14 protein-coding genes are annotated in these 26,202 nt (G+C 45.1%); 2 read left to right on the top strand and 12 right to left on the bottom strand.

Annotated elements, in window-relative coordinates:
- Positions 1 to 106: 106 nt before the first annotated feature.
- From RMZ42_RS18835 to RMZ42_RS18780, 12 genes are all read right to left on the bottom strand, one after another.
- A complete protein-coding gene (locus RMZ42_RS18835) occupies positions 107 to 1,258 on the bottom strand; it encodes an efflux RND transporter periplasmic adaptor subunit (RefSeq protein WP_322672818.1) in 1,152 nt (383 codons plus the stop codon).
- A 22-nt stretch (positions 1,259 to 1,280) separates the two neighbouring features.
- Entirely contained in the window at positions 1,281 to 2,699 is a 1,419-nt protein-coding gene (locus tag RMZ42_RS18830) for a lipase family protein (protein ID WP_322672817.1), read from the bottom strand.
- Between the two features lie 282 nt (positions 2,700 to 2,981).
- Positions 2,982 to 5,906 carry an AMP-binding protein gene (locus RMZ42_RS18825; protein WP_322672816.1) on the bottom strand — a complete coding sequence of 975 codons (2,925 nt, stop codon included), beginning with the start codon at positions 5,904 to 5,906 and terminating at the stop codon, positions 2,982 to 2,984.
- A gap of 62 nt (positions 5,907 to 5,968) precedes the next feature.
- The gene (locus RMZ42_RS18820; RefSeq protein WP_322672815.1) at positions 5,969 to 8,215 is read right to left on the bottom strand and encodes a type I polyketide synthase; all 2,247 of its coding nucleotides are present in this window, start codon (positions 8,213 to 8,215) and stop codon (positions 5,969 to 5,971) included.
- A complete protein-coding gene (locus RMZ42_RS18815; RefSeq protein ID WP_322672814.1) occupies positions 8,212 to 9,315 on the bottom strand; it encodes a hypothetical protein in 1,104 nt (367 codons plus the stop codon). The genes RMZ42_RS18820 and RMZ42_RS18815 overlap by 4 nt, the downstream gene beginning before the upstream one ends.
- 188 nt (positions 9,316 to 9,503) lie before the next feature.
- Positions 9,504 to 10,616, bottom strand: a complete 1,113-nt coding sequence (locus RMZ42_RS18810) for a radical SAM protein (protein ID WP_322672813.1) — start codon at positions 10,614 to 10,616, stop codon at positions 9,504 to 9,506.
- 329 nt (positions 10,617 to 10,945) lie between these two features.
- Positions 10,946 to 11,218, bottom strand: a complete 273-nt coding sequence (locus tag RMZ42_RS18805) for a phosphopantetheine-binding protein (protein WP_322672812.1) — start codon at positions 11,216 to 11,218, stop codon at positions 10,946 to 10,948.
- A gap of 39 nt (positions 11,219 to 11,257) precedes the next feature.
- A complete protein-coding gene (locus RMZ42_RS18800) occupies positions 11,258 to 12,001 on the bottom strand; it encodes a polyketide synthase (RefSeq protein ID WP_322672811.1) in 744 nt (247 codons plus the stop codon).
- Positions 11,994 to 12,794 (bottom strand): enoyl-CoA hydratase/isomerase family protein, encoded by an 801-nt coding sequence (locus tag RMZ42_RS18795; protein ID WP_322672810.1) that lies wholly within the window; start codon positions 12,792 to 12,794, stop codon positions 11,994 to 11,996. The genes RMZ42_RS18800 and RMZ42_RS18795 overlap by 8 nt, the downstream gene beginning before the upstream one ends.
- Entirely contained in the window at positions 12,785 to 14,005 is a 1,221-nt protein-coding gene (locus RMZ42_RS18790) for a hydroxymethylglutaryl-CoA synthase family protein (RefSeq protein ID WP_322672809.1), read from the bottom strand. Before RMZ42_RS18790 ends, RMZ42_RS18795 begins: the two co-directional genes overlap by 10 nt.
- A 191-nt stretch (positions 14,006 to 14,196) precedes the next feature.
- Positions 14,197 to 16,944 carry a type I polyketide synthase gene (locus RMZ42_RS18785; RefSeq protein ID WP_322672808.1) on the bottom strand — a complete coding sequence of 916 codons (2,748 nt, stop codon included), beginning with the start codon at positions 16,942 to 16,944 and terminating at the stop codon, positions 14,197 to 14,199.
- Positions 16,941 to 23,363: a polyketide synthase gene (locus tag RMZ42_RS18780; RefSeq protein ID WP_322672807.1), complete on the bottom strand. Its 6,423-nt coding sequence runs from the start codon at positions 23,361 to 23,363 to the stop codon at positions 16,941 to 16,943. The genes RMZ42_RS18785 and RMZ42_RS18780 overlap by 4 nt, the downstream gene beginning before the upstream one ends.
- 540 nt (positions 23,364 to 23,903) lie before the next feature.
- Between RMZ42_RS18780 and RMZ42_RS18775 the strand changes: the two genes are divergently transcribed.
- Together RMZ42_RS18775 and RMZ42_RS18770 are read left to right on the top strand one after the other, a co-directional pair.
- The gene (locus RMZ42_RS18775; protein ID WP_322672806.1) at positions 23,904 to 25,361 is read left to right on the top strand and encodes a GAF domain-containing SpoIIE family protein phosphatase; all 1,458 of its coding nucleotides are present in this window, start codon (positions 23,904 to 23,906) and stop codon (positions 25,359 to 25,361) included.
- Between the two features lie 36 nt (positions 25,362 to 25,397).
- The gene (locus RMZ42_RS18770) at positions 25,398 to 25,829 is read left to right on the top strand and encodes an ATP-binding protein (protein WP_322672805.1); all 432 of its coding nucleotides are present in this window, start codon (positions 25,398 to 25,400) and stop codon (positions 25,827 to 25,829) included.
- Positions 25,830 to 26,202: the final 373 nt, after the last annotated feature.

Genomic DNA, 26,202 nt, shown 5'->3' with positions numbered 1-26,202 from the left:
CTGCAAAAATTGTTAAAGTCTAAGTTCCCTATTCCCTATTCCCCATTCCCCATTCCCTATTCCCTGTTCCCTATTCCCTGTTTTCTTTTGAAAAACCTTTAGCGAATTAATTTAAATCAATCTCGGTATCTACTTGCAGATTACTAAGATCGGAGACAAGTTTGCTTCGATCTAAGCGGATTTTCACTTCTACCACTCGGACATCTGATTTTGCTGTCGGATCGTCCCCAATAATGTCGTTTTTGAACACCAGTTGACCAATTTTGGCGACAGTGCCAGTCATTTTTTCTTCAAAAACCGGACTGGTAATCGTTGCTCGCTGTCCGACTTTAATCAACTTAACGTCTGTTTCAAAAACCTCTGCCACTACATACATATTACGTGTGTTGCCCAGAGCCAGAAGCCCGCGATCGGAAATCACTTCTCCAGCCTGGGTGTAAATCTTCAGGACTTGGCCGTTTTTGGGCGCACGGATAATAGTTTGCTCTAACTGTGCCTGGGCTAGTTTTAAATTTTGGATGGCTGAAATCAACCCACTATGGCTAGCGACTCGTTTTAAATTCATCTCTGAGCGTTTGAGGTTCTCTTGAGCTACTTTGATATCCTCTGTGCGGGTCGTGGTTAATTGATCTAACTTGGCTCTGGCTTGACTTAAATTCTCCTGAGTTTGTACAACCAGTAACTTCCTAATCTCATAATCTTCTTTAGGAACTGCACCTTCAGCATAAAGTTTTGCATAGCGATCGCGTATGATAATTGCTTGATCCAACTCTGCTTGCGATCGGCGAACAGCAGCCTCTTGAGAGCTAATTTCTTGCAAACGAGGAGTAGAAATCTGACTAATCTGTGCTTGTGCCTGACCAATCTCAATTTTATTGAGGGAGCTATCTGTTTGTATCTGTTTTTGCACCTCCTCTAACTGGCTAGCAACCAAATTTCGTTTAGCCAGCATTTCTTGGTGACTTTTGAGATCAGCCAAAACTTGTCCGGCTTTAACCCAATCACCCTCAGAAACTTTTAATTTATCAATCTGCGCCCCCACTGGAACTGCAACTTTGGTAATCTCCCCTTCTGGTTCCAACCGCCCCAATGCCAGGACTTTTGTTTTTTCAGCGGGCAACGATAACGAAGATGACGAGGCGTTGTTGGCGGGTGACGGGCTAGATACTTTAAACAGGAAAACGTATCCAGCCCCGATACTTAAGGCAAGTAGACCAGCAAAGATACTAAGATTGCGAGCAGTAACAGTAGGGGTCATAAGTAGCAAAAGTTACCAGTTCTTATTCGTTCTTCAAGTTCAGCCCCGATCGCTGAATTTCGCTTTTAAGTTCGTCTAGAGATTGCTTGAGATTCCGAATTTCTTCAGATGTCTGTTCTTGAACTCCCCGTATTTGTTCTTCGGTGGTCATCACAATCCCAGCTTCTTGTTCCTGGAGCATTTCTTGTAAAAAGATGCTGAGAATTCCTCTAATGGGTTGCCACAACTGATGCCACCGTTTTTTGTCTTCTTGCAGCAGTTGAATGTAGGTATCGAAACTGTGAGGGAAAGGAACACCTCCCATAAATTCTGCCGCTCCCCCAAAATTCAGAGAGACACCGTGATTTCCCAGTCCGATTACGTGATGAACTTCTCCCACATGTTCGTAATTGCCTAAGTAAAGTTCCCCCAATCTCAAGCCATTGCCAGCAACCATACTTAAAGGGAAAGGAAGGCTAAAGGGTACTAGAGTAAACGGATCGAGTTGATTTTCGACGCGGTAACTAAATCCTTCTCCTAATTGTTCGTTGTAGTAATTGGCAAAATGCCGATTGCCAACTTTCACAGATCCAAAGGTGTATACTTTGACTCGTAAAGCTAACTCTCCTAAAGAACTAAAGCGGCGTTTTAAGAACAGAGCGCCGAGTTGAGCTAAACCACCGCCCAAACTATGACCGCCCACGAAAACCTCAAGGCGGCTGGTATTTTTAGGTATCTTAGATATAGAATTTAAGCTAGCGTCAGCCCTGCGACTATTCGATAACTGACTCATTTCTCTAGAGATATCTTCAAAGTTCAACAGTTCATCGCGGGCAAAACTCCAGGCTCGATTCAGGTTGCCGATCGCATCATAAGAGAAGACTTCCGAAATTAGTTTTTTTAATCGGCGCTCAAAGGCCAGTCCGAATCGGATTCCTCCAGCCGCAGCAATGGCATGGGCAATAGCAATTTGTTTGCCAGAATTCAAGGTTTGAAATGTCTCAAAATCTTGAGCATTAATTTGACCTAAGAGAACCTGGAAAAAAACAGCAAGTTCGTCTTTGACCGCTTCAAATCCTTCAAAAAATCCCCGTGCAACTTTGACTCGCGTATCTGGTAGAGAACCATAGTTAATTAATGACCAATTGAGATCGGTCAAAATATCCGTTAATTCAATTTGACCGCGATCGGTAACAATCGAGCCTCGAAAAATCACCGCAAATTGATTACTTTCTTCTCGTTTAAAAATGAAACCTCGGATATTATTTTCATTATTTTGCAAGCTATGAACTAATTTCCAGCCCTCATTCTTATACAGAGAGTTATAGATATCTTGGACTTCGGCATCTTCAACAGAGCCTCCTCCGACTTGAAATATTTCATAACTTCGTTTGGAGAACTTAGCCATTAAAATCGCTTCATCAAAGCTAAAACCACTGCGAAGCTTTAAAGGTATACTCATAAGAAGTAGGTTGCTGTGAATATTGATTAGTGGAATCGGGCAGAATATAAAAGGGTTTCAGCCTATTTTATTTTTCTTTACATAGTTTGGTTTTTTGAAGCCGTTCTACTTATTGCTTGATTTTTATCCTCTGAATATAGATGGAGACTTGATAGGATAATATCAGTTAGTGCTGTTTTATAACTATCAGTAATCAAAGCGAACATTTTGGTTATTATTTATTTTTATAAATCTCCTGATAGTATTATCAAGCTAATACAAGCCTCTTAGAAAAGGGAAAATCTACAACACCTCCATCTTTTGAATCTGCGCGCGATCGAGACAAGCTTTTAGCTTTTCGGCAAGTACCTCTACATGGGGCGGGAGAACTAAATTCAGATGGTTTCCCGGAATTTGGTGAATCTCAATTCCTCCCATTGCTAGATCGCCCCAGCCAAGGGTTGCATCTTGGGGATTTTTTCCAGTTTGTTTGCTCGTCCGAAATAGGGTAACTTTACCTGGATAAGGCTGCGGCTTGTATTTGAGGAGGGCTGAGTTGTTAGCTTGTATGACTTGAAATAGCCGTCGCGCAGCTGGTTGGAAAAGCTTACTCAGCCTGGACTGGTGGGCGACAACCTTAGCTATACTTCCTGGCTCAACCAAAAAATCCAATGGCTTCGAGGTCTTAGTTGCAATCTGTTGGGTGAGTTGTCGTTCTTCGACAGCAGTCAGAAAATGGTCTACTGTTTCATCCAGATAAGGGCCAAGATTGCGAAGCACGGAATTCAGGAGAAATTTAGCCATCTGGAAGAAATTCTGAGTGCGATTGTCGCAAAAGGCGGGAGTATCAATCAGTGCAAGTAAAGCAATGGTCTGCCCTGCTTGCTGTAGCTGTTGGGCCATTTCAAATGCCACCAGCGCGCCAAAAGACCAACCTCCTAGACAATAGGGGCCTTCTGACTGCACCTGTTGGATACCGTGGATGTACTCAGCAGCAATGTCTTCTATACAATCTTTTGATTTGCTTTCGCCAGTAATCCCCGCAGATTGTAGCCCATAGAAAGGTTGTTCTTGACCCAATAACTCTGCCAGGTCGGAATAAACGGAAGCGACACCCATCACCGGATGAATGCAGAAAAAGGGTAGCTTTTCGCCTTGCTGCTGAGAATTTACTCCAGTCAATTGTCTGAGAATTTGAGCAGCGAGATTTGCAATGGTCACACCTTCTAGAAACTTGACCACAGGAACATTGACTTCTAGATCGACTTCGATTTGATGTTTAATCTCGATCGCAGTCAAGGAATCGAGGCCTAGCTGATGCAAGGGTTGTTGGGGATGGAGTTTCGCTAAATCAACTTTCAGTCCCCTGGCTAGTTTTGCTTGAATGTAAGACTCTAAGTGCTGTTGTCTTTGTGTGGGAGCGATCGCTAACAGTTCTGCTGCTGTGAGTTTATATTCGCTATTTTTGCCATCCCATTGGGGCAAGATGTCAGCAGCAATCATGTCCAAACTACCTGTTTGAAATCCATTGCGGCAAGCAGTACGGGAAATCTTACCACTCGATGTTTTGGGAATGCTGGCAGTCTTGAGCAGCAACACTGCATAAACTGATAACTCATGAACCTGTGACACCGCTTGCCGAATTGTGGCGATCGCTTCATCTGCATTCAGCTTTCTTAAGTAGGTGCGCTCGATTTCTTGAGCAACGACGATTCTTTCTTCTCCTTCTACCTCAATGGCAAACACTGCTCCACAACCTTGCCGGAGAGCAGAATGGCTTTCCTGTACCGTCAGTTCAATGTCTTGAGGATAGTAGTTGCGACCTCGAATCACAATTAAATCCTTGAGTCGCCCGGTAACAAATAATTCACCATTATGTAGAAATCCCAGGTCGCCCGTTCGCAGAAACGAACCCTCATCTGTATCGTCTAAACAGGCATAGAATGTTTCTTGCGTTTCTTGGGGTTTTTGCCAGTATCCTTGAGCAATACTTGCTCCTGTAACCCAAATTTCTCCGACTGTACCATCTGGACATCTCTGGAAAGATTGCGGATTGGCGATCGCAATTGTTTGACCTAACCCCGTCCTCCCCTGCCCAACAATCTTGATACTATGCTGCTGTTGCTCTGCACACAGCACAACTTGGTTTTGTTCGAGAGCAGCACTTTCTACATTACACACCGTTGGGTAGCACTCTTTTACCCCCCCGGAAATCAACAATGTGCCTTCAGCCATCCCATAGCAAGGATAAAAAGCTTCAGGGCGAAAGCCGTAAGGCTCAAACTTGGTAGCAAATCGCTCTAGGGTCTGGGCACGAACTGGTTCAGCACCATTGAAAGCAACTTTCCAACTGCTCAGGTCAAGACCCACTAATTGTTCTGGCTGAATCTTCTGCACGCACAAGTCATAGGCAAAATTCGGCCCGCCGCTAATCGTCGCTTGATAGCAAGAAATTGCTTCTAACCAACGGTATGGCTTCTGCAAAAACGCAACAGGCGACATCAAAATTATTGAGGAACCGACGTAAAGGGGTTGAAGGATGCCGCCGATTAAGCCCATATCATGATAAGGGGGCAGCCAGGATACGCCTAATTCGTTAGGAGTGGTTTGGAAAAACTGGTGAATCAGTTCTAAATTGTGCAGTAAGTTGCCATGACTGACCATAACCCCCTTGGGCATCCCGGTTGAGCCAGAGGTGTATTGCAGAAATGCGATCGCGTTTGGATCGAGTACGGGTTCGTGCCAAAACTCTGCTTGCTGATTAGCGATGGTGTCGGTAGTTAAAATCTGTTTTGTGGTCAGGTCTGGATGGTGGTTAAATTGAGTAGCGATGGTTGTAAGCAGGGAAGTTGTAGTCAGGGCAACCCTAGCTTGGGCATCTGCCATAATTGCCATCAGCCTGGAGATCGACTGATTTTGTCGAGGCGGATAAGCAGGAACGGCGATCGTACCAGCGTATAAGCAGCCAAAGAAGGCGGTAATGAAATCAAGACCAGGCGGGTAGAGAAGCAGGACACGCTCATGCTTGGCACTGACAGTTTGCAGTTGCACCGCGATCGCTCGTGCCGATAGATCCAGTTCTCGATATGTGAGACTAATTACTTCCTTTTCTCCATCCAGCAAAAAACTATAGGCGAGGCGATCGGGCTGTTGTTCGGCGCGATAACGCGTCAGTTCTACTAAATTTTTGACTGACAAACTAGATGTTAACAATTCATTCAATACCATATTTAGCCCTCTCCAAAACCCGATCTGCTTTTGCTTGTACTCGTCTCAATACCGAACTGAGGCTAAAGTGTTAACTCCTCTATTTCTTCGACAAAATTAGCAATCTGAATAGTTGGTATCAAATTTTTCAAAATTAATTGTTCGTGGCAAGCTTGAGCTAATTCCGCAATGCTAGGACTAGCAATGAACTGTTCGATTGGCAGTTCAATCTTTAAATTGGTGACAATGTGATTTCTCAGACTCACAGCCATCAGAGAATCGATGCCCATACTATTAAGTGGCTTTTGGACATCAACTTGAACAGGCTCACACTCTAACGCTTGGACAATTTGTGCTTGAATGTAAGTGCTTAATAAATCGGTGCGTTGGCTATTTACGGCTACTGACCATTGCTTTATAATATCAATCCCAGAGCCGTTGGATATAACCGCACTAGAGGTTTGGGCAGTATTAGATTCTCCTAATCTATCTTGCCGTGAGGCTTCTGATTCGTGCCAGTAACGCTGTCGTTGCCACGGATAGGACGGCAAACGTACAAAACAACCACCATGAGGATAAAGAGCATTCCAATCAATTGAATCTTCTAGGGTATAGCGCTCTGCTAAGGAATTCAATATCTGAGCGCGTTCAGTAGCAAAATTTAGAATTTTGAATTGAGGACTTCTCCCCTGCCCCTCTGCTCCCCTGCCCCTCTGCTCCCCCTGTTGCTCTACATAGCCGGAAAACATCGAGGGGCGGCTTTCTTGTGCGAGAAAAGCCATTAAATGCTCGGCGAGTTGTTTCTTAGAATCAACTACCATTGCTAAACGGTGGGAGTGATGGCTACGGCGCAAACTAGTTGTATAGCAAATGTCTGCCAATGAAATTGTCGGGTTATCCTGGGCAGTAAAAAACTCAATATAAGCTTTAGCAAAGGCTTTCAAAGCCTCTGGACTACGAGCTGACATTAAAAACAGTTGTGGTTGGTTAGCGATCGCCGCGTCAATTGGCAAGGATCTTGGCTTACCAATCTCTACACCTTGCAGAATCACATGAACATTCGTGCCCCCCAGACCAAAACCATTTACACTGACGATTGGTGGTTGATTATCCTTATTTATTAATGGTTCCAGAGATTGTGCCACGCGCAACCGCAGTTCTTGCCAAGGAATTTTGGGATTGGGGGTTTGAAAATGCAGATTGGCTGGAATCTGACGATGGCTAACTGCTAGCGCTGCTTTAATCAGTCCGCCAATGCCGGCAGCCGCTTCCATGTGTCCAATATTTGTTTTCACAGATCCGATGGCGCATTCATTGCCCAAAGCGCGATCGCTGCCGATGACAGCCCCGATCGCTTTGGCTTCAATCTCATCCCCCATCGGCGAACTGGAGCCTTGAGTTTCTACATACTGCACCTGCTGAGGGAGAATTCCTGCCTGCCGATAGGCTTTTTGCATGACTGCCTGCTGCGCCAAAGCTTCGGGGGCTGTAAAACTGCTGCCGCGACCGTTTTGATTGACAGCACTGCTGCGGATCGTTGCATAAATAGCATCACCGTCAGCGAGGGCATGAGATAGCGGCTTTAGAACAACAACCCCCACCCCTTCAGCCCGCACAAAACCATCTGCTGCGGCATCAAAACTCTTGCAACGACCATCCGCAGACAGTAAAAATGCCTTACTCATGGCGATGCTGACTTCTGGTTTGAAGATGACATTGACCCCACCTGCTAGGGCAAGGCTACATTCCCCATTCCAGAGACTAGAGCAAGCAAAGTGAACGGCGACTAATGATGAGGCACAGCCAGCGTCAATCGGTAGACTGGGGCCTGTGAAGTCAAAGCAGTAAGAAATGCGATTTGGTACCAAGTTGAGGTTTGAGCTAACTATGGTATGGGCATTAATCGCATCGCGATCGCGCTCCCCCAATTGAATGTAATTGTAATCCCGGTTAAGTACCCCAATAAAAACCCCGGTATCGCTGCCAGCTAGATGTTCTGGCACTTGTCCTGCATCCTCTAGCGCCTCCCACGTTGTTTCTAACAAGAGTCGTTGTTGGGGGTCAATCCGAGCCGCTTCCGCACCAGAAATCCCAAAGAATTTAGCATCGAACTGGTCTATCTGGTCGATAAACCCACCCCAGCGGCTATACATTTTACCTGGTTCCACCGGATCGGGATGATAAAATTTGTTAACGTTCCAGCGATCGCCAGGTATTTCGGTAATTGCATCCCTGCCATTTTGCAACAGGTTCCAGAAGCTAGCTGGGCTTTGGACACCTCCAGGAAAGCGACAACCAATACCAACGATCGCGATCGGTTCTTGATTCATATCCCACTCACTCGCCGATGAATTTCAGGCAAAAGCTGAACGCCAGATTCAAAATCAATCGCTCTAGCACCCAAGTAAAACACGTACATTGTCGTCAGCCAGTTGGTAAATTCTTGCTTAGAACCTAAGTGTCGCTCCATATTCAGCATAATCCAGCCCATCTGCGACCAGGTTTGGTAACAGGTTGAGCAATCGGGATGTTCGCTGGTGCAGCATGTCCTGGTTGATTTGCCATCAGGATTGTAAGCGCGAAAGTGAAGATTATAGGGTTTACCATTTTGGAATCGGGCTGCATTCTCTGGGCGATTTTCACTAATGCAAGGACAGACATCATAGCCCCAGGTTTCATCGTACATTTGCCCTGTAGTAAATACTTGATTCATGTAGGAGGTCATCAAGATGCGATCGGGATAGCGGGCAATCATCCGGTCGATTTCATGACGCACATCTGCAAACCCTTGTTGATTATCATAAACACCTCCTAACCCTGCCTTATCCCCGTAAAAGTTAAACATTACGCAATTACCGTTTTCGACACATTGTTCAACAACCCGTTCAATTTCATGGGCGTTACCAGCGGTCGTTGTGTAGTACCAAAAGGCTCGACGGTCGTCTTTGTAATTTTTGAGAGCCTTGCTGAAAACATCTAACTTGCCTTTTCCCCGCAGCTTTTTATCGGTTTCGCTATCTCCCCAAAGCGAAACACTAATAGCTGTATTTTCAAATCCCTCATAAGGAATTTTGATCATCCCGTTTGTGACAACAATCATCCAAAAATTTTGCGCCAGCTTTCGCAATCGATCCAGCATTAAGGTAGGCTCACCCCCAACTGCCGTAATGTAGTTAGTGCCTCTAGCTTTTTCTTGTGCAATTAAAGCCTCAAACTCAGCATCGTCTTTGGGTGCTGCATTTTGATCTAAGTCATCGGTGAAAAAACAACAACCCTCACACCGCAGATTACATAGATGAGTTAAGTCTACAGAGATTCCTTTAATAGCGCCCGCTTTTCTAATCTGTGCGAACAGGTTATACAGAAAAGGGTCTTCTAAATACTCCATTAAAGGATCTTGTACCTCGGTTTCTATTACTTGAGTAGCCATAGCAATTTATTTCCTTTGCGAAAAACCGAGCAATATAGAAACGAATAGATCCTGAATTACTAGCAATTTACTTTCCTCTGTGCTGAGTCTTGAGTAAGGAAAATTACTCAATATTGATGTACACAGGTATTAGCTTTGATTCTTCCGGGCAGTTTTTTACTCAGCACAGGCTAAACCTTAGCTATCCGCTAACAAAACTCAGCACTCTTGATTCGTTGATGAATTTCAGGTAAAAGTTGCACGCCAGATTCAAAGTCAACCATGCGACACATCAGGTAAAACAGGTATGTCGTAGTCAGCCAGTTAGTAAATTCTTGTTTGGAACCGAGGTGTCGTTCTAGATTGATCATGATCCAACCAACCTGCGCCCAAGTTTGGTAACAAGTTGAGCAATCTTGATTATCACCTGTGCAACAACGCCGAGTTGATTTCAGATCGGGATTGTAAGCGCGATAATGGGGATTATAACGTTTACCATTTTTAATCCGGTTTTGATTAATTTCATGATCTACAGTGAGACTGGTGCAAACTTCATAACCCCAAGTTTCATCGTAAAGTTGCTGTGTGGTAAACACGCTGCTCATGTACGAAGTCATTAAAATTTTGTCAGGGTAGCGGGCGATCGCTTTATCAATCTCACGCCGCACATCTGCAAATCCCAGATTATGATCGTAAACTCCTCCTAAGTCAATGCGATCGCTGTAAAAGTTAAACAAGACGCGATTACCGTTAGCTACGCACTGCTCGACAACGCTAGCGATTTCATGGGCGTTACCTGGTGTAGTAGTGTAATGCCAAATAGCACGCGGATCGTCTTTGTAATTTTTTAAAGCTTTGCTGAAAACATCAAGTTTACCACCTCCTCGGAGTGTCTTGTCAGTTTCACGATCGCCCCAAAGAGAGATAGCGATCGGCATTGTTTCAAATCCCTCATAAGGGATTTTGATCAGGGCATTGGTAACAACCATTAACCGAAAATTTTGGTAAAGCTTCTGCAATCGCTCTAGCATCAGGCTGGGTTCTCCCCCAACCACTGTAATAAAATTTGTTCCTCTGCTCTTTTCGTGAGCAATAAATGTATCAAATTCGGCTTCATCTTTGGGTGCTTTGAACTGATCCAATTCATCTAAAAAGAAATAGCATCCCTGACACCGAAGATTGCACGCATGGGTTAAATCAACTGATATCCCTCTAATTTGTTCAGCTTTTCTGATTTGTTTAAAAAGGTGATTTAAAAACGGATCTTCCAAGTATTCCATTAATGAATCTTGGACATCGGACTCGACAGTTTGAGTAACCATTTTCACCTGCTTTTGGAAAAAGAACGGGGACTGCAATACCGTTTGGTTAACGTGAGTTCGACAGACTTCTTTCTCCCAGCCGCTCTCACCTTTTAGGAGAGGGAAGAGTAACGAGAAAAGAAAATTTTTTGCTTTCCTCTCCTGGTAGGAAAGGGGCTGGGGGAGAAGTCAAAATAGCACTTGTCGAACTCACTGGTTAAGGTTTTTTGATGAAAGTTATAGATTACAAAGACGCGATTTATCGCCGTCTATACGAAGGAGCGATCGTTGTTGTAGAGACAGCGATTTATCGCTTCTTGTACCTTAAAACAATATTGACTGGGGAATTTTTATTGCGTAACTTTAACTTCTTGAGAAGCTTCGTCTTTAAACTTGGCGAACAGTTCCACCAAGTCATTGATTGTCTTAAAGCTAGAAACTTCTGTTCTGGGAATTTTTATTTTGAGTTCTCGCATACAAGCAGAAACAATTTCTACGCCGTCAAGACTACTAGCTCCATATTCTCCAATTGTTTTATGTGGATCTATTTCAACATTTTCCAGTCCATCTATGTTGAGCTTGATATGTTTAATTACGACATTTAATACTTGCTCTCGATCCATGATGTCTTGTCTCCTATATTGAAAATCAAAAAACAAAATTTAGGCTAAATAAGCCGCTTCGATGTGTGCTAATGTCCCTGGAACGCCAAAACAGATTTTGTGCATTAGGTGTTCGCGGGACAATGCTGCTTGGAGAGCTTGACGCCGGGGTAGACACAGGGTGTCTTTTACCATCTCCAAAACATGTCTGGGTTTTTCAGCAATTCTCCGTGCCATATCCAAGGCTAAAGTCATAACTTCCTCAGCTGGAACTATGTAGTTAAATAAACCTCGTTCCTTGAGTTCTTTACCTTTGTAGAGCTTGGCGGTGAGGAGCATCTCGCTAGCAAAGTGATGTCCAACCATTGCTGGTAAGACAGATAAGATACCCATTCCGGGGGTAAATCCCAAATCTGTAAAATTAACTCCGTACCGACTGTTTTCGGATGCGATCGCCAGATCGCAGTAGAGCGCTAACGCTATGCCACCTCCCACAGCATGACCCTGCAAAGCTGCAATAATTGGTACGGGAAAGCTGAGTAGTTGGTTGGGCAGTGATAAATCTTTGACATCTGCATTGCCACTCACAACTTGTTTGATGGTGTCCAAGCTTGCTCCGGCACAGAAGACATCCGATCGCCCACTCAAAATCAAGACTTTCAGGCTCGGTTCTGTCGCTAGATGAGTCAGGGCTGTCATTAATTCATCACATAGTTCTTCGCTCAAACGATTTTCGTTTTCAGGGTCATCGATTTGCAGTTGGAAGATGCCGTCTTCTAGGTTGGCGAGCAAAACTTTAGACATGGGTTTTTCCCCTGTACTTTTGAAACCAAGGTGGCGAGAATCCCTCGGTGAAACTTTGAATTCCTTCTAAGACCTCCGGTTGTGTTAACCATGAAACAAGTTGATTCAGGGCAATATTAATTTGTCGCTGTAAATCTGACCCATAGAGTTGTTCAAAATATTGTTTACTGGCAGCGATCGCTTCGGGAGAAGAACGAAATAGCCGTTGTAATTGTCGGTTCAAGGTGGTAGCCATACCTTCAGTCGCCACTTCATCTACTAACCCAAATGCCTTGGCTTCTAGGCTGTCAATACCCCGACTGCTGAGGGTTAAATACTTGAGCTGTGCTATGGTCAGACGACGCAGCAAGAACGGTGCAATTAGAGCCGGAATCATGCCAATGATCACTTCTGGCAACATAAATATTGCGTTCTCGTTGGCAATAACCAGATCGCAAGCCGCAACTAAACCTAGTCCTCCACCTGTAACATTACCTTCAACACAGGCGATTACGGGTAAGTGAGAATGGCAAATCAGTTGCAGACAATTTATAAAAGCTTGAAACAGTTCTATTTGAGGTCTTCCTCCCTGCTGTAATATCCATTCCAAGTCAAGTCCTTTGCAGAAGTCAGTTCCCTCAGCTTGAAGCACGATCGCCCGACAAGATGAATCGGCGATCGCAGCTTGTAACGCTTGACTAAGTTGATTAATTAAAGATGGATTGAGTGTATTACCTGTTTGGGGCTGCACCAAGGCAATCTGGGCAACTCCTGAATCGATTTTATAGCGGATGGCCTCTACTATTAACTCCATTTATATTGCCTATAGTAATTTTCAACATTGCTTAACACAAGTAAACCTTGACCTCGATAGCGTTTTTCATAGCGTTCATCTAAATAGTTTTCTAAGTTAAAGTCCCGGCGATCGCTATATTTTTCACGCGTCAATTCACTAGCTTCATAATCTGCAACAGATAAACGAAGTCGCTGATTGAGGTGTTCGTCAATGTTGAGCGATCGGACAATTTCAGTTGCAGCCTTTCCAATAGTGGCACTGTAGAATTCTGCTTGGCAGCCACCACCATAAGCAAACAAAGAAATGCGATCGCCCGGATTAAGATCCTTGGCATAATTCAAAAGACTTAACAAACAAATAAAATTGGAACCTCCATAGGAACTACCAATTTGTTGAGCAAAATGTATACTTTCTGCAACTTTTGATTGAAAACTTAACTTAGCAGCCGCTTTCCCTACCGCCTCAAATCGGTTGAGTATGGTGCGATGTGCCTGAAATGTCATTGCTGGAAAGGGCGCATGATAAATGTGTTTTTGGAAATCAGCATCATAGTCTACAGAACCTACGATTTGCTCGTAGTGACTGAATGCTCCCTCCAAAGCATCTAAATAAGAGTAAAGACTCGTTTCACTTTTGATAACTTCGGTGTTAAAAGTGGGGCGCAGATAGTCAGAAATCTCCTTTGTCCAGTAACCCGCCTTATCCAGTTCAATTTCGATAATTTGGGGATTGGCGCTAACGAGCATCGCTACTGCACCACCTCCGCAGATAAACTCCTGGTCGGTATTGAGCGTGATGCTGCTGAAGTCCGTGTTAATTACCAATGCCTTTTTTCCAGGTCTCGCCCCTGAAGCTACCCACGAAGCGGCCATTTTGAATGCCGCAGTGCCACCATAACAAGCATGTTTCACCTCGAAGTTACGGCAATTAGGAGACAAGTTACAAAACCGATGTACCCAGGTAGACAGGGATTTACCACAATCAACCGCAGATTCTGTACCCACGATTAGTAGTTCGATATCTTCCAGGTCTTGAGGTGATAAGAGTTGTTTGGCTGCATTCACCGCCAGAGTAATCGCATCTTCATAGACCGGATAAACCGATCGCGTTTTGCACATTAAGCTATCGGCAATGTGTTGGAAGTTTTTACCACGCGCTTCGGCAAGATCGGCAATGTCTAGATAGAACTGCCCTGAGTACAGATTGAGTTTCTCGATTCCTATAGGCATAGAATGTTGGCTAATTGCTGACTGGGAACAGTGGGGTATTTTTTATTTGGAAGTTCTTCAAAGAGAGTCAATCAATTTTGGATTTGGGATTTTGGATTTTGAATTGAGGAATTTTTAATCTAAAATCGGCAATCTAAAATCTAAAATTTAAGCGGGGCGGGGCATGAACCAAAAAATCTAAAATCTAAAATCTAAAATTCATTGTCAATCCAACAGCGTTGGCGCTGGAAAGGATAAGTGGGCAGGGCAACTCGTTGTCTGGGAGAATCTCGATGAAATTCTGACCAATTAATGTTTATACCCTTCTCGTATAAAGTAGCTAAGGTGTCGAGCAGCGATCGCCAGTCATTGCGCCCTTGTCTTAAAGAAGACAAGCAAATGGCAGTGTTTTTAGGTAGACAGCGCTTACCCATACTTGCCAAAGTATCTGTTGGGCCAATTTCCAAGAAAATATTATACCCTGCCTCTGCTAAAGTTTGGATACCTCCATCGAAACGCACCGGCGATCGCAGTTGGGAGCGCCAGTAGTCAGCATCTAGTATCCCTGCCTCGAATTCTCCCGAATGATGAGAGATAAAGGGTAGACAAGGTGGATGAAACTGCATTTTCCTCAAAGTCTGCTCAAAAGCATTTTGAATGGGGTCTACTAAGGGTGAGTGAAACGCGTGGGCAACATTCAACTCGCGAGTCATAATAAAATCGGATTCCAGACGGGCGATCGCTGCTGAAACTGCTTGTCTATCGCCCGCAATCACAGTTTGGGTAGGGCCATTAAAGGCAGCAATAGCAACAGCATCCTGGTACGATGCGATCGCCTCTTCTACAATCTCCTTAGCTGCAAACACCGCCACCATTTGCCCTTCTCTAGCTTGTGTTGCCATCAGTCGTCCCGGTTCCGCACTCAAGTACAGTCCTTCCTCCAAGCTGAATACACCTGTCACACAAGCTGCTACATACTCTCCGACGCTATGACCCATCACCGCATCGGGTTCAATGCCCCATGACTGCCACAATTTCACTAAGGCATACTCTACAGCAAATAGAGCAGGTTGGGCGTAGGCAGTTTCATCTAGAAGATGAGGCGCTGAGTTTCTTTCCCTTTCCCCTAATGGATACAGTACTTCCAGCAGTGGCCGATCCAAATAAGAGCGTAAGATGCGATCGCAATCGTCTAAGGCAGCACGGAAAATAGGTTGGCTGTTGTAAAGTTCCCATCCCATACCAACGTATTGCGAACCCTGTCCAGCGAACAGAAATGCAATCTTCGGGCGATTATCTGGCTGTAGCTGTCCTGTCGTCTGTTTGCTAGTGGCGAATGTCCTCAGTTGGGAGATTAAATGAGGTAAATCGCCTGATGAAATGATGGCATAACGATGGTTAAAATGCGATCGACCGATATTAGTTGTGAAACAGATATCAGGAATTGATTGAGCAGCATAGTTTTCTAAACTATCTGCATAACAACTTGCAAGTTCCCTCAACGCTGTCTCAGTTTTTGCCGAAAGCGTCAACAGCGATTTAACCTGCTCCCCTGCCCCCCCTGCTTCCCCTGCTCCCCTGCTCTCCTCTGGAGCTGCTTTCAGTACTACATGAGCATTAGTACCGCCAAAGCCAAAGGAATTAACACCAGCAAACCAAGGCTTGATATTTATCGGGCGATCGATTGTGGGAATCAAAAATGGTGTTGACTTGATGTCAATATGGGGATTGATGGTTTTGAAATGTGGATGAGGGGGAATTTCTCCGTGTTGCAAACAGAGAACAGTTTTGATGAATGCGGCAATCCCACCAGCAGCTTCTAGATTGCCAATATTAGTTTTCACAGAACCGAGTCCGCAGGGTTGGTCGAGGTTTCGCCCCTGTCCTAGCACCCCGAAGATTGCTTGTAGCTCGATGGCATCACCCATTGGAGTACCCGTACCATGTGCCTCAACATAATCAATTTCATGGGATGCCACCTTCGCATTTGCCAATGCTTGCCGAATCACTGCTTGTTGAGCCAACCCATTTGGTGCAGTTAGGCCAACACTGCGACCGTTATGATTTACGGCAGTTCCCCGCAGTAAGGCTAAAATGCGATCGCCATCTTTGACTGCATCTGAAAGACGCTTCAGGATAACTACCCCACATCCTTCTCCTCGGACGTAGCCATCGGCTGTAGCGTCAAAGCTTTTGCAACGTCCATCAGATGACATCATGCCAGCCTGAGAAAAGGTAATATTCACCTCCGGTAACAACATAATATTCACACCGCCCACCAATGCCAGATTTGACTCTTGATGCCGCAGACTTTGGCAAGCGGTATGAATGGCAACCAGGGACGACGAACAAGCAGTGTCAATTGTCACGCTAGGGCCTCGCACATCCAAAAAGTAAGACAGCCGATTTGCCGCCATACTGTTAGCAATTCCGGTGCCGGCTCTCGTGGGAATTGCGGTCATGGCTTTGTAATAATCACAAGTGGCAATTCCCACAAATACGCCAGTCTGAGAACCAGCCAGTTGTAAGGGGTCGTAGCCAGCGTTTTCTAATGCCTCCCAACTTACTTCTAATAGCAGTCGTTGCTGGGGGTCAATGGTAGCTGCTTCGCTCGTGGAAATTCCGAAAAAGCCGGGATCGAATTGATTGATGTTTGTTAAAAAGCCACCCCAACGGGTGTTAGTTTTGTCATAACTACTTAGATCGGGATCGTAGTAAGCATCTACATCCCAGCGATCGCTAGGGACTTCGGCGATCGCATCACCACCATTTTTGCATAACAGCCATAACTCCTCTGGAGAGTTAACTCCTCCAGGAAAGCGGCAACCAATACCGATGACTGCAATCGGTTCAGTTGCAGCATGTTCGAGGGTATCGAGCTTTGCTTGTAAGGCTGATAGCTCCAGCAATGCGTTCTGCATCAATTGCCCATAATCTCTGGTTTCTGAAGGACGACTCATAGCAGTTTTCCCTCTCTGATTGATGCTAGTTTTGCAGCCAGCAAATCTGCAATTTCGTCAAGCGATTGGTCGGGCGATGACAATTTCACTCTCTTTTCTAATGATTCTTGCAGTGAGGCTTGTTGTTCTAAACTCTCTGAGTTAGAGGCTGATTCTTGTGGTTCTAAGAGCGACAACACTTGCGTTTCTAGATAATTCGCCAACGCTGCTACCGTAGGATAATCAAATAGTGTGGTTGGGGAAAGAGAACAGCCTAAACTATTTTGCAATTGGTCTTTCAACTCCGTAGCAGTTAATGAATCCATCCCTAATTCAAAGAACCCTTGCTGCAAACCGATGGACTGGGGTTGCTTTAAGCCTAAAACTTTGGCTACTAATAAGCGGACATGAGTGACTAATTCCTCCTGTCGCACTCGTGGAGGCTTTGATACTAGCGATTGGATAAATGTTGATTGTGGGGTGTTGATGGTGGTAGCAATGGGCGATGGAAGATGATTGTGGTTAACTGGGTTATTGGTGCTGATGCTCTGAGCCAGGATGACAACCTGTTGGAATGAATCGCCGATCGCCTCGCAATCAGGCGCAAGATGCACAGCCCCTTGAAACCCACAATCAGACAACAATTCCAGCCAGTCAGTCACCGCTAACAAAGGGTAGAATGGTCGCAGCTCGTAGTCTGAGAATTTCCACCACCCTGGCGTTAATCCAAAGACCAAATCTAACCAGCATCGGGGACTTGTTCCCTCTAGCAACACTAATAATCCTCCCGGTGCTAACAGGCTGCGAACGTGACGTAAGGTTTGCTGTAAATCCTCAGTTGCGTGCAGGACATTTGCTGCCACAATGATGTCGTATTGATGGTTAGTAAATCCCTGAGATTGGGGGTCTTGTTCGATGTCTAAAGACTGATAGCGGATAAATGGGTAATCCCGAAATTTCTCTTGAGCCTTGGCAGTGAACCACGTTCCTAAGTCTGTGAACACATATTCAGTTCGCTCTGCTGGAAGATGAGGTAGGAGGTAAGCGGTTGTTCCGCCGGTTCCGGCTCCAATTTCCAAAATGCTGACTGTAGCAGTAGAAATCGCGGTTGAGATTGCCTTTTGGACTAGGGCGTTCATCACCTTTGCACCTGGGGAATCCTGGTAAAGCTGGGTTAATGCTGTCAAATCGCCTTGGGGAAATAGCAACTCCAGTGGGCGAGTTTCACCTTGGAGTATTTGAGCCAGGTGCGAACCGCAACGTTCTAGCAGTGTTAGTTCTGCATTTGCTTGGGGATATTGCGATCGCAAATTATCCAGTTGCGCTTCTGGTGTGGGTAACTCTAGTATTCGAGTTACTTCCCACTGATTACCAATTCGCTGAAGAATTCCTTCTTCAACCAGCATTTCCAACAGGCGCAAAGCAAGTTTCTGATGTTGTTCGATGACTCCTAGTTTGGTGAGTTGGGGGATGGAATAGCGATCGCCTAGTTGCAAATTCCACCCCATCTGCCGGAATGCCGCCACCACATAAAGGATACTCAGTGATTCTAAAGTACTTAGGGCTTCCCCATAGTGTTTGAGACTAAGTTGGGCTGTCAATTCAGCCAACTGGGGTACGAGCAAACGCTTGATTTCTGCTGGCGAACAGAGCGATTCTCTAGCAGTCAGGCTACTAGATGCAGTTTCCATCCAGAAACGCGATCGCTCAAAGGGATAATTGGGCAACACTACCCGACGATGTTGAGAGCCATAATGGAAGCCTACCCAATCAACTGATATTCCAGACTCGTACAAAGTTGCCAAACTGGACAACATCTGCTGTGAATTTGATTCCTTTTTGAGGCTGGGAAGCCACACATACTCGTTACTTGGTAAGCACTGGCGACCCATTCCCAATAAAATCGGTTGCGGCCCTACTTCCAAATACGCTAAGGCTCCTAGTTCTGCTAGAGTTGCCATTCCATCAGCAAACCGGACTGGCTGCATCACATGTTGCACCCAATATTCAGGCGTGGCGATCTCTGCTTTTGCTAGTTGACCTGTGAGATTAGAAATAAAGCGAATATCGGGGTTTGGCAAACAATAGTTTACTTGCTGGACAATTTGCTCAAACTCCGCCAACATCGGTTGCATCAACGGCGAATGAAAAGCATGGGAAACCTCAAGTGCTTTTGTCTTCACTCCCTTTGCTTCTAACCTAGCCACAGCTGATGTCATAGATTGAGACCCACCTGAGACGATCAGATGTGCGCCATTCATTGCGGCGATCGCCAAATCTGAATAGTCATCAATAATGCTCGATACTTCTTGCAATTGGGCAAAAACCGCTACCATTGCTCCCACAGACGGTAACGCTTGCATCAGTCTTCCTCGTGCGGCAATCAACTTTAGTCCATCTTCCAGACTAAACACTCCTGCAACTGTTGCAGCAACATACTCGCCGATACTGTGTCCCATCACCACACTCGGTTTGATTCCCCAAGACTGCCATAGCTGGGACAATGCATATTCCAATGCAAATAAAGCAGGTTGAGTATAAGCAGTTTCATTAATAGAGGCTTGAGTTGGGTTTTCTAACTCACTTGTAGGATATAGAACCTCTAACAAAGGTTGATTTAAGTATGGCTGCAAAATTTCAGCACAGCGTTCTATGGCTTGCCGGAAAACGGGTTGCGTGTTGTAAAGTTCCCGCCCCATACCGATATATTGCGAACCTTGACCGGTGAACAGGAAAGCAACTCCTTGACAACGATCGCCTATTCTAGAAGGTGGTGAATTATAAATGAACGCTGCTAGTTCCTCGCAAAATTCCTCAGAGGATTCTGCAACCAGAGCTAGCCGATGGTGAAAATGCGATCGCCCGACATTGCTCGTATAACAAATATCCCTTAGAGATACTTCTGAATTAAACTCCAAAAATGCCACATATCGCCGAGCTAATTCCCGTAACGCTATGTCACTTTTTGCCGAAATTGTCAACAGGGATTTTGGATTGTCATCAGCATCATCCAATCTAAAATCTAAAATCGGCAATCTAAAATCGGAGGGTGCTTCCTCCAAAACAACATGGGCATTCGTACCGCCGAAGCCAAAGGAACTTACTCCTGCAAAACGTTGCTCCCCAACACCAGACCACTTCTGAGTCTCACGGGGAATTGAAAAAGGCGTGTCTTGGATGGTAATCTTCGGATTTAACTGCTGGAGATGAAGCGTACCGGGAATCTCTTGATGTTGCAAAGCCAGTACAACTTTAATTAACCCTGCAATTCCGGCTGCTGATTCTAAATGACCGATATTAGTCTTCACGGAACCGATCGCACAAGGTTGCTTTGGGGAACGACCTGATATCAGCACTGATTGCAAGGAATTAACTTCAATCGGATCGCCCAAGGCTGTACCCGTCCCGTGAGCTTCCACATAGCTAATGGCTGCGGGTGCGACTCCAGCATTCACAAGCGCCTGATGGATAACGGCTTGTTGGGCGATTCCTCTAGGAGCAGTCAGTCCATTACTGTGACCATCCTGATTTACTGCCGAGCCGCGAATCAGCGCCAGGATATTATCCCCATCTTCGATCGCATCAGTAAAACGCTTCAGCACTACGATTCCACAACCTTCTGCCCGAACATAACCATCTGCATCTGCATCAAAGGTTTTACAGCGACCATCCCCCGACATGAATCTTGCTTGGGAGAGGGCGATTGTCATTTGAGGGGTGAGAATTAAATTAACTCCACCTGCCAAAGCCAAGTCACATTCCCCTAACCGCAAACTTTGGCAAGCCTGGTGAACTGCAACCAAAGATGAAGAACAGGCAGTATCGACTGCCCAACTGGGGCCGTGCCAATCGAATTGATAGGATAGGCGGTTAGCGGCAATGCTTAGAGCGTTGCCTGTGCTGGCATAGACATCAATATCAGACAAGCGATCGAACTGGAATCGAGCATAGTCATTGGTACTGATGCCGATAAATACACCACTGTTGCTGCCTGTCAAGCGATCGCTTGCTAATCCAGCATTTTCTAAAGCCTGCCAGCTCACTTCTAGTAACAGCCTTTGCTGCGGGTCCATCCGCTCGGCTTCACGAGGAGAAATGCCAAAAAACTGGGGATCGAATTGATCGACTTGCTCAATAAATCCACCCCAACGAGTACTCATTTTCCCTGGTTGGGCGGGGATTGGGTTGTAGAAAAGATGAGAATCCCAACGATTGGCGGGAATTTGGTCGATAGCACTTTTACCATTTCGTAGTAATTGCCAAAAGGCTTCTGGGTTATTAGCTCCGGGAAAGCGGCAGTCAAGACCAATAATAGCGATCGCCTCCACAGATTTGAGATTTTGTGTGGGTTGTGGAGATTCTCGCTGTTGGGATAAAGTTTCTGTGAGATAGGCTGATAGAGTTGCGATCGTCGGGTAATCGTAAGCCAAAGTAGGCAACAACTGACAACCTAACCAATCTTCTAAATCTGCTGACAGGCTGACTGCGGCAATAGAATCCAACCCATAATAAGCAAATGATTCACGCGGATCTATAGATTGGGGTGCAATGTTTTGTCGCTGAGAAATCTTATTTACCAACCAATCTTGAATTTCCGCCGCTCCCTTTTCTCCTGACTTGCGACTTCTCAATTCCCCCTGCTCCCCTGCTGCCGGGTCACTGAGCGTAGTCGAAGTGCTGCCCCCTGCCTTCCTCCACTGTCCCACCACTTCCAAAGTCCCCGCCAAAAATCCTGCACGGGTGGCGTAGCGTTGAATCTTCCCACTGGAAGTCTTAGGGATACTGGCTGGTTTCAACAACAAGACGGCATGAACTTCTAACTCGTGCTGTGTTGTGACTGCTTGTCGGATGCAGCCAATTACTTCACTTGCATCAAGCTTCCGCACAGCAGTTCGCTCGACTTCACACGCCACAACGAGTTGTTCTTCACCGTCTACCTCGATAGTAAATGCGGCTACTCCCTGTGTTCCTAAAGCCGAATGACTATTTGTGACTGTGAGTTCAATGTCTTGAGGATAATGATTGTGTCCTCGAATAATAATTAAATCCTTGAGTCTTCCGGTGATAAATAGCTCGCCGTCTTGCAAAAAGCCTAAATCTCCTGTACGCAGAAACGGGCCTTCCCCTGTATCTGCTAAATAAGCTGCAAATGTATGTTTTGTTTCCTCATATCGCTGCCAATAGCCTTGGGTGATACTTGCTCCTGCGACCCAAATCTCGCCGACTTCATCGGGTAAACATCGCCTCAATAATTCAGGATGAGCGATCGCAATTTGGGTATCGCCCTGCTGGCTATTGCCACATCCAACTAAAAGCCGCGTCTTGGAATCTTCTGCTGTTGCCAGCATTACCCGATTTTGTGCCAGTGCGGTTGTCTCTAGCTCGATCGTTATTGGCTGAGTTTGTGCCTCTACGGTAGTTACTTTCAGCGTCGCCTCAGCTAGCCCGTATGCTGGACAAAAAGCTGTTTCTTGAAATCCACAAGAAGCAAATGCTTTAGCAAATCGTTGGAGTGTTTCTGCTTTGACTGGCTCGGCACCATTGGAAGCAACTTGCCAAGAACTGAGATTTAGGCTAGCACGTTGTTCTGCGGTAATTTTCCGAAGGCATAGTTCATAGGCAAAGTTGGGTGCGCTGCTATGGGTTGCCTGGTAGCGGGAAATAGCTTGCAGCCAGCGAATCGGACGCCCAATAAAGGACACCGGCGCCATGATATAGGAAGGAAAGCCGTAGTACAAAGGTTGGAGTACTCCATAAATTAGCCCCATATCATGAAAGAACGGAATCCACGTCACCATCACGCTATTGGGTGTGTGATTCCAACCTTGGTCAATGTAGGCTAAATTGTGCAGCAGATTGCTGTGGCTGACCATCACTCCTTTAGGCATTCCCGTAGAACCAGAGGTGTATTGCAGGAACGCTAAAGTATTTCCATCAATATTAGGTGCTTGCCATTCCTGTGCTGCATCTACGCCCGTCGTAGACATTGCCTCAGAAATCCCATCGCTTGCCAACACTTTTAGAGATGCTAGTTCTGGATTGTCTGCAAAGTAGTTCTTTACGATTGGCAATAGTGCTGTTGTTGTCAGGATGGCAGTTGCTTGGGCGTCGGAAACGATCGCACCCAACCTAGCAATCGACTGATTTTGCCGAGGGGGATAGGCAGGAATCGCGATCGTACCAGCATATAAGCAGCCGAAAAAGGCAGTAATAAATTCTAAACCAGGTGGGTAGAGCAGGAGTACGCGATCGCCTGGCTTTGTAAATGTTTGCAAGTAGGTAGCGATCGCCCTTGCCTCTCGATCCAATGCTCCATACGTGAGTCTACTTCCCTCAGATTCACCATCTACCAAAAAGGTATAGCCTAGCGTCTGAGGTTGCCCAATAGCTCTGTAGCGCAATACGTCTACTAGCGTCTGACTAGTATGTTGTTTTTCCATGCACGGCTACTCCTAAAACCTGGAAATTGTTCAGAACGCTAATCTCTGGCAACTTGACAAGCAAAGCCAACATCTGCGAGTAAATAGACCTCTTGCAAAAGTCGTCTAACACCCTACCCCCAACCCCTCCCCGCTCTTCGGGAGGGGAGACAAAGCGTAGCTTTGGCGGGGTGGGGTTCTTTCTTATTTTTGATTTATGCAAGAGGTCTAATGAAGGTATTAAAAATTTATCAGACTGATGAAGCCATCAGTTTTGACAAATTTTGGTGTTCTCCGAGAAAATCTTGGTTTGGTGTTCTCCAAAAAATCTTAGTGTTCTCCGAGAAAATCTTGGTATTGTTTAGAATACCAAGATTTCACTCTTTATGCACAAATTTTATAAATTCTCAACTATTTAAGGGATGACTTTTATATCAAAATAACTTAAGAGTTATCGCAGGAGAATTGTGGAATTTCTATTTAAATTAGCAGATGCATTGAATTTAGTGAAGCGATCGCCGTCCTGAATCTTACCCCAATAATAAAGCGACAGGTCTATTTATGATCCAACAATCTTATGAAGAGAATGGCATAGCAGAGAATCAACAGCTAATTGAGGAACTGAAGGCCCTGCGGCGAGAGGTAGCTGAATTAAAAACAGAAAAAGCTGCTTTCCAAGCTCAAAAAAAGCTGCTGGAGCATTCAGTAGCAACAATCATCCGCGCTTCACCCGAAGAAGAGATGTTGAAAGCTACTTTACAAGACACGTTAGATGTTTGTAGTCAGCTTACTGGTGCCCAAAAAGGCAGTCTATTTTTACTCGATCGCCAGGGTGCTGTCACCGATAGTATCCTCACGCAAAGGGAGACAGCACTAGCGGAGCGCGATCGCCTGATTGGTTGTGTTTTAGCACAGGGGCTTGCTGGTTGGGTATACAGACAGCGCCAGATCGGATTGATCGTAGACACTGAGACCGACGATCGTTGGTTGCAGTTGCCCAATCAGCCTTACACTGTACGTTCAGCATTAGCTGTTCCCATTCTCAGAAATGAAGAGGTTCTAGGTATTCTTACCTTACTACACCCAGAACCGGGGCACTTTAGCCCAGAAATTGCCCATCTGATGCAGCTCACTGCTGACCAAATCGCTATAGTTTTAGAAAATGCCCAGCTCTATGGGAAAATTGAAACTTATTCCAAAGCGCTCAACTACGAATTAGAAAAAGGGCGGCAAATCCAGAGAGATTTTCTACCCAACGAAATCCCACAGCTACCTAATTTAGAGATTGCCACGTTTTTCTCTCCTGCGCGTCAAGTTGCTGGCGACTTCTACGACGTTTTTATGCTACCTGGCGACTACTTGGGGCTAGTTATTGCTGATGTCGCCGACAAAGGTGTAGGCGCTGCCTTATTTATGGCTTTGTTTCGGAGCTTAATCCGTATTTTTTCGGGACAAATTAGTTTGGGCGGACTCTCTATTATTGCCAATGAGGCGGAATTATCGATTTTACTGGAGTCAGAGATGGCAACCAATTTATACCAAATTAACCCCCTGAAAGCAGTAGCGCTCACGAATAATTACATCGCCCAGCAACACGCCCAGATGAGTATGTTTGCTACGCTGTTTTTTGGCGTGCTAGATCCGGCAACTGGCATTCTCACCTACATCAATGGTGGACACGAAACTCTGTTTGTTGTTGGTGAGACTGGTATCAAAGCCAGTCTCAACTCAACCGGGCCAGCAGTAGGGATGATGCCTAATATGAAATTTAAAATTCAACAAGTACAGTTGGAACCAGGCGATATCTTAATTGGCTATACCGATGGAGTAACTGAGGCACGTAGTCCCAGCGGTAAGTTTTTTACTGAAAAGCGACTGCGATCGCTCCTAGATCGATCTGCACTTTTGCCATCTCCCCTGCTAGAGCGCATTACAACTGATTTGTTCGCTCACATCAGCAACGCACCTCAGTATGATGACATCACAATGCTGATTGTGCAGAGAAAGGCATCAGACTAAAGTTTCATCCTTTCACTTACCCCCAATCTGTAAAATATGGAACCTTTAACTGTGCCTGGAACACTGGACTCTTTAAAGGCGATCGCAGAATATGTGATGGCAGCAGCAATGGTAGCAGGTTTGAATAAAAAAACCTCCTATAGACTGCGTTTGGCGGTTGATGAAATCGCTACAAACATCATTAATTACGGCTATAAGGCAGCAAATCGCGAAGGGATTTTGATTTTAAAAGCCGATTTTGACGATCGCTCCTTGACCATTACGATTAAAGATACTGGTGTTCCCTTCAATCCTACCCAGAAGTTAACTCCAAATGATTTGAACAAGTCGCTACAGCAACGACAGATTGGCGGTTTGGGAGTTTATCTAGCTCTGAAGAGCGTAGATCGGTTTATTTACCAACAAGACGGAAACCAAAATTGTAATATTTTAATTGTAAATCGTGACGACGGATTGGGAATCAGTTAAGTCGATTCGCAGGAATTTAAATTATAAAAAAACAATGAATTTAACTAGATACAACAAGATTTACAAGTTAATTGATTTTTATTTACATAGTTTTGTTTTTCGACACCGTTGCACTTAAAACTGAATGATTTTTGGACAAAAATCTTCCTAAAACTTGCTAGCAAATATTTACAAACCTTTAAGTCCAATTTTTCCAGATTCTCTTTTCAGGTTACTTGTTACAAATGGTCACGAAGTTAGTAACTACAAAAAAATTTCATGTATTCTCAATATTCACAAGGTAGCGACCTTAAACAGCAAATATGTCAAAAACGGCCAAAAAAAGCATATATAGCAGTTGCCTTGGTAGGTTAGGACATCAACCGATCGTCAA

It is taken from the genome of Nostoc sp. DedQUE05 (assembly GCF_034530955.1).
Lineage (GTDB): Bacteria > Cyanobacteriota > Cyanobacteriia > Cyanobacteriales > Nostocaceae > Nostoc.
The sequence above is the reverse complement of the archived record's forward strand: the minus strand, read 5'-3'. Positions and strand labels throughout refer to the sequence as shown.

Bases quoted from the DNA above. Each gene is read 5' to 3' on its own strand.
- RMZ42_RS18835 (WP_322672818.1), bottom strand. From the start codon at position 1,258: ATGACCCCTACTGTTACTGCTCGCAATCTTAGTATCTTTGCTGGTCTA.
- RMZ42_RS18830 (WP_322672817.1), bottom strand. From the start codon at position 2,699: ATGAGTATACCTTTAAAGCTTCGCAGTGGTTTTAGCTTTGATGAAGCG.
- RMZ42_RS18825 (WP_322672816.1), bottom strand. From the start codon at position 5,906: ATGGTATTGAATGAATTGTTAACATCTAGTTTGTCAGTCAAAAATTTA.
- RMZ42_RS18820 (WP_322672815.1), bottom strand. From the start codon at position 8,215: ATGAATCAAGAACCGATCGCGATCGTTGGTATTGGTTGTCGCTTTCCT.
- RMZ42_RS18815 (WP_322672814.1), bottom strand. From the start codon at position 9,315: ATGGCTACTCAAGTAATAGAAACCGAGGTACAAGATCCTTTAATGGAG.
- RMZ42_RS18810 (WP_322672813.1), bottom strand. From the start codon at position 10,616: ATGGTTACTCAAACTGTCGAGTCCGATGTCCAAGATTCATTAATGGAA.
- RMZ42_RS18805 (WP_322672812.1), bottom strand. From the start codon at position 11,218: ATGGATCGAGAGCAAGTATTAAATGTCGTAATTAAACATATCAAGCTC.
- RMZ42_RS18800 (WP_322672811.1), bottom strand. From the start codon at position 12,001: ATGTCTAAAGTTTTGCTCGCCAACCTAGAAGACGGCATCTTCCAACTG.
- RMZ42_RS18795 (WP_322672810.1), bottom strand. From the start codon at position 12,794: ATGGAGTTAATAGTAGAGGCCATCCGCTATAAAATCGATTCAGGAGTT.
- RMZ42_RS18790 (WP_322672809.1), bottom strand. From the start codon at position 14,005: ATGCCTATAGGAATCGAGAAACTCAATCTGTACTCAGGGCAGTTCTAT.
- RMZ42_RS18785 (WP_322672808.1), bottom strand. From the start codon at position 16,944: ATGAGTCGTCCTTCAGAAACCAGAGATTATGGGCAATTGATGCAGAAC.
- RMZ42_RS18780 (WP_322672807.1), bottom strand. From the start codon at position 23,363: ATGGAAAAACAACATACTAGTCAGACGCTAGTAGACGTATTGCGCTAC.
- RMZ42_RS18775 (WP_322672806.1), top strand. From the start codon at position 23,904: ATGATCCAACAATCTTATGAAGAGAATGGCATAGCAGAGAATCAACAG.
- RMZ42_RS18770 (WP_322672805.1), top strand. From the start codon at position 25,398: ATGGAACCTTTAACTGTGCCTGGAACACTGGACTCTTTAAAGGCGATC.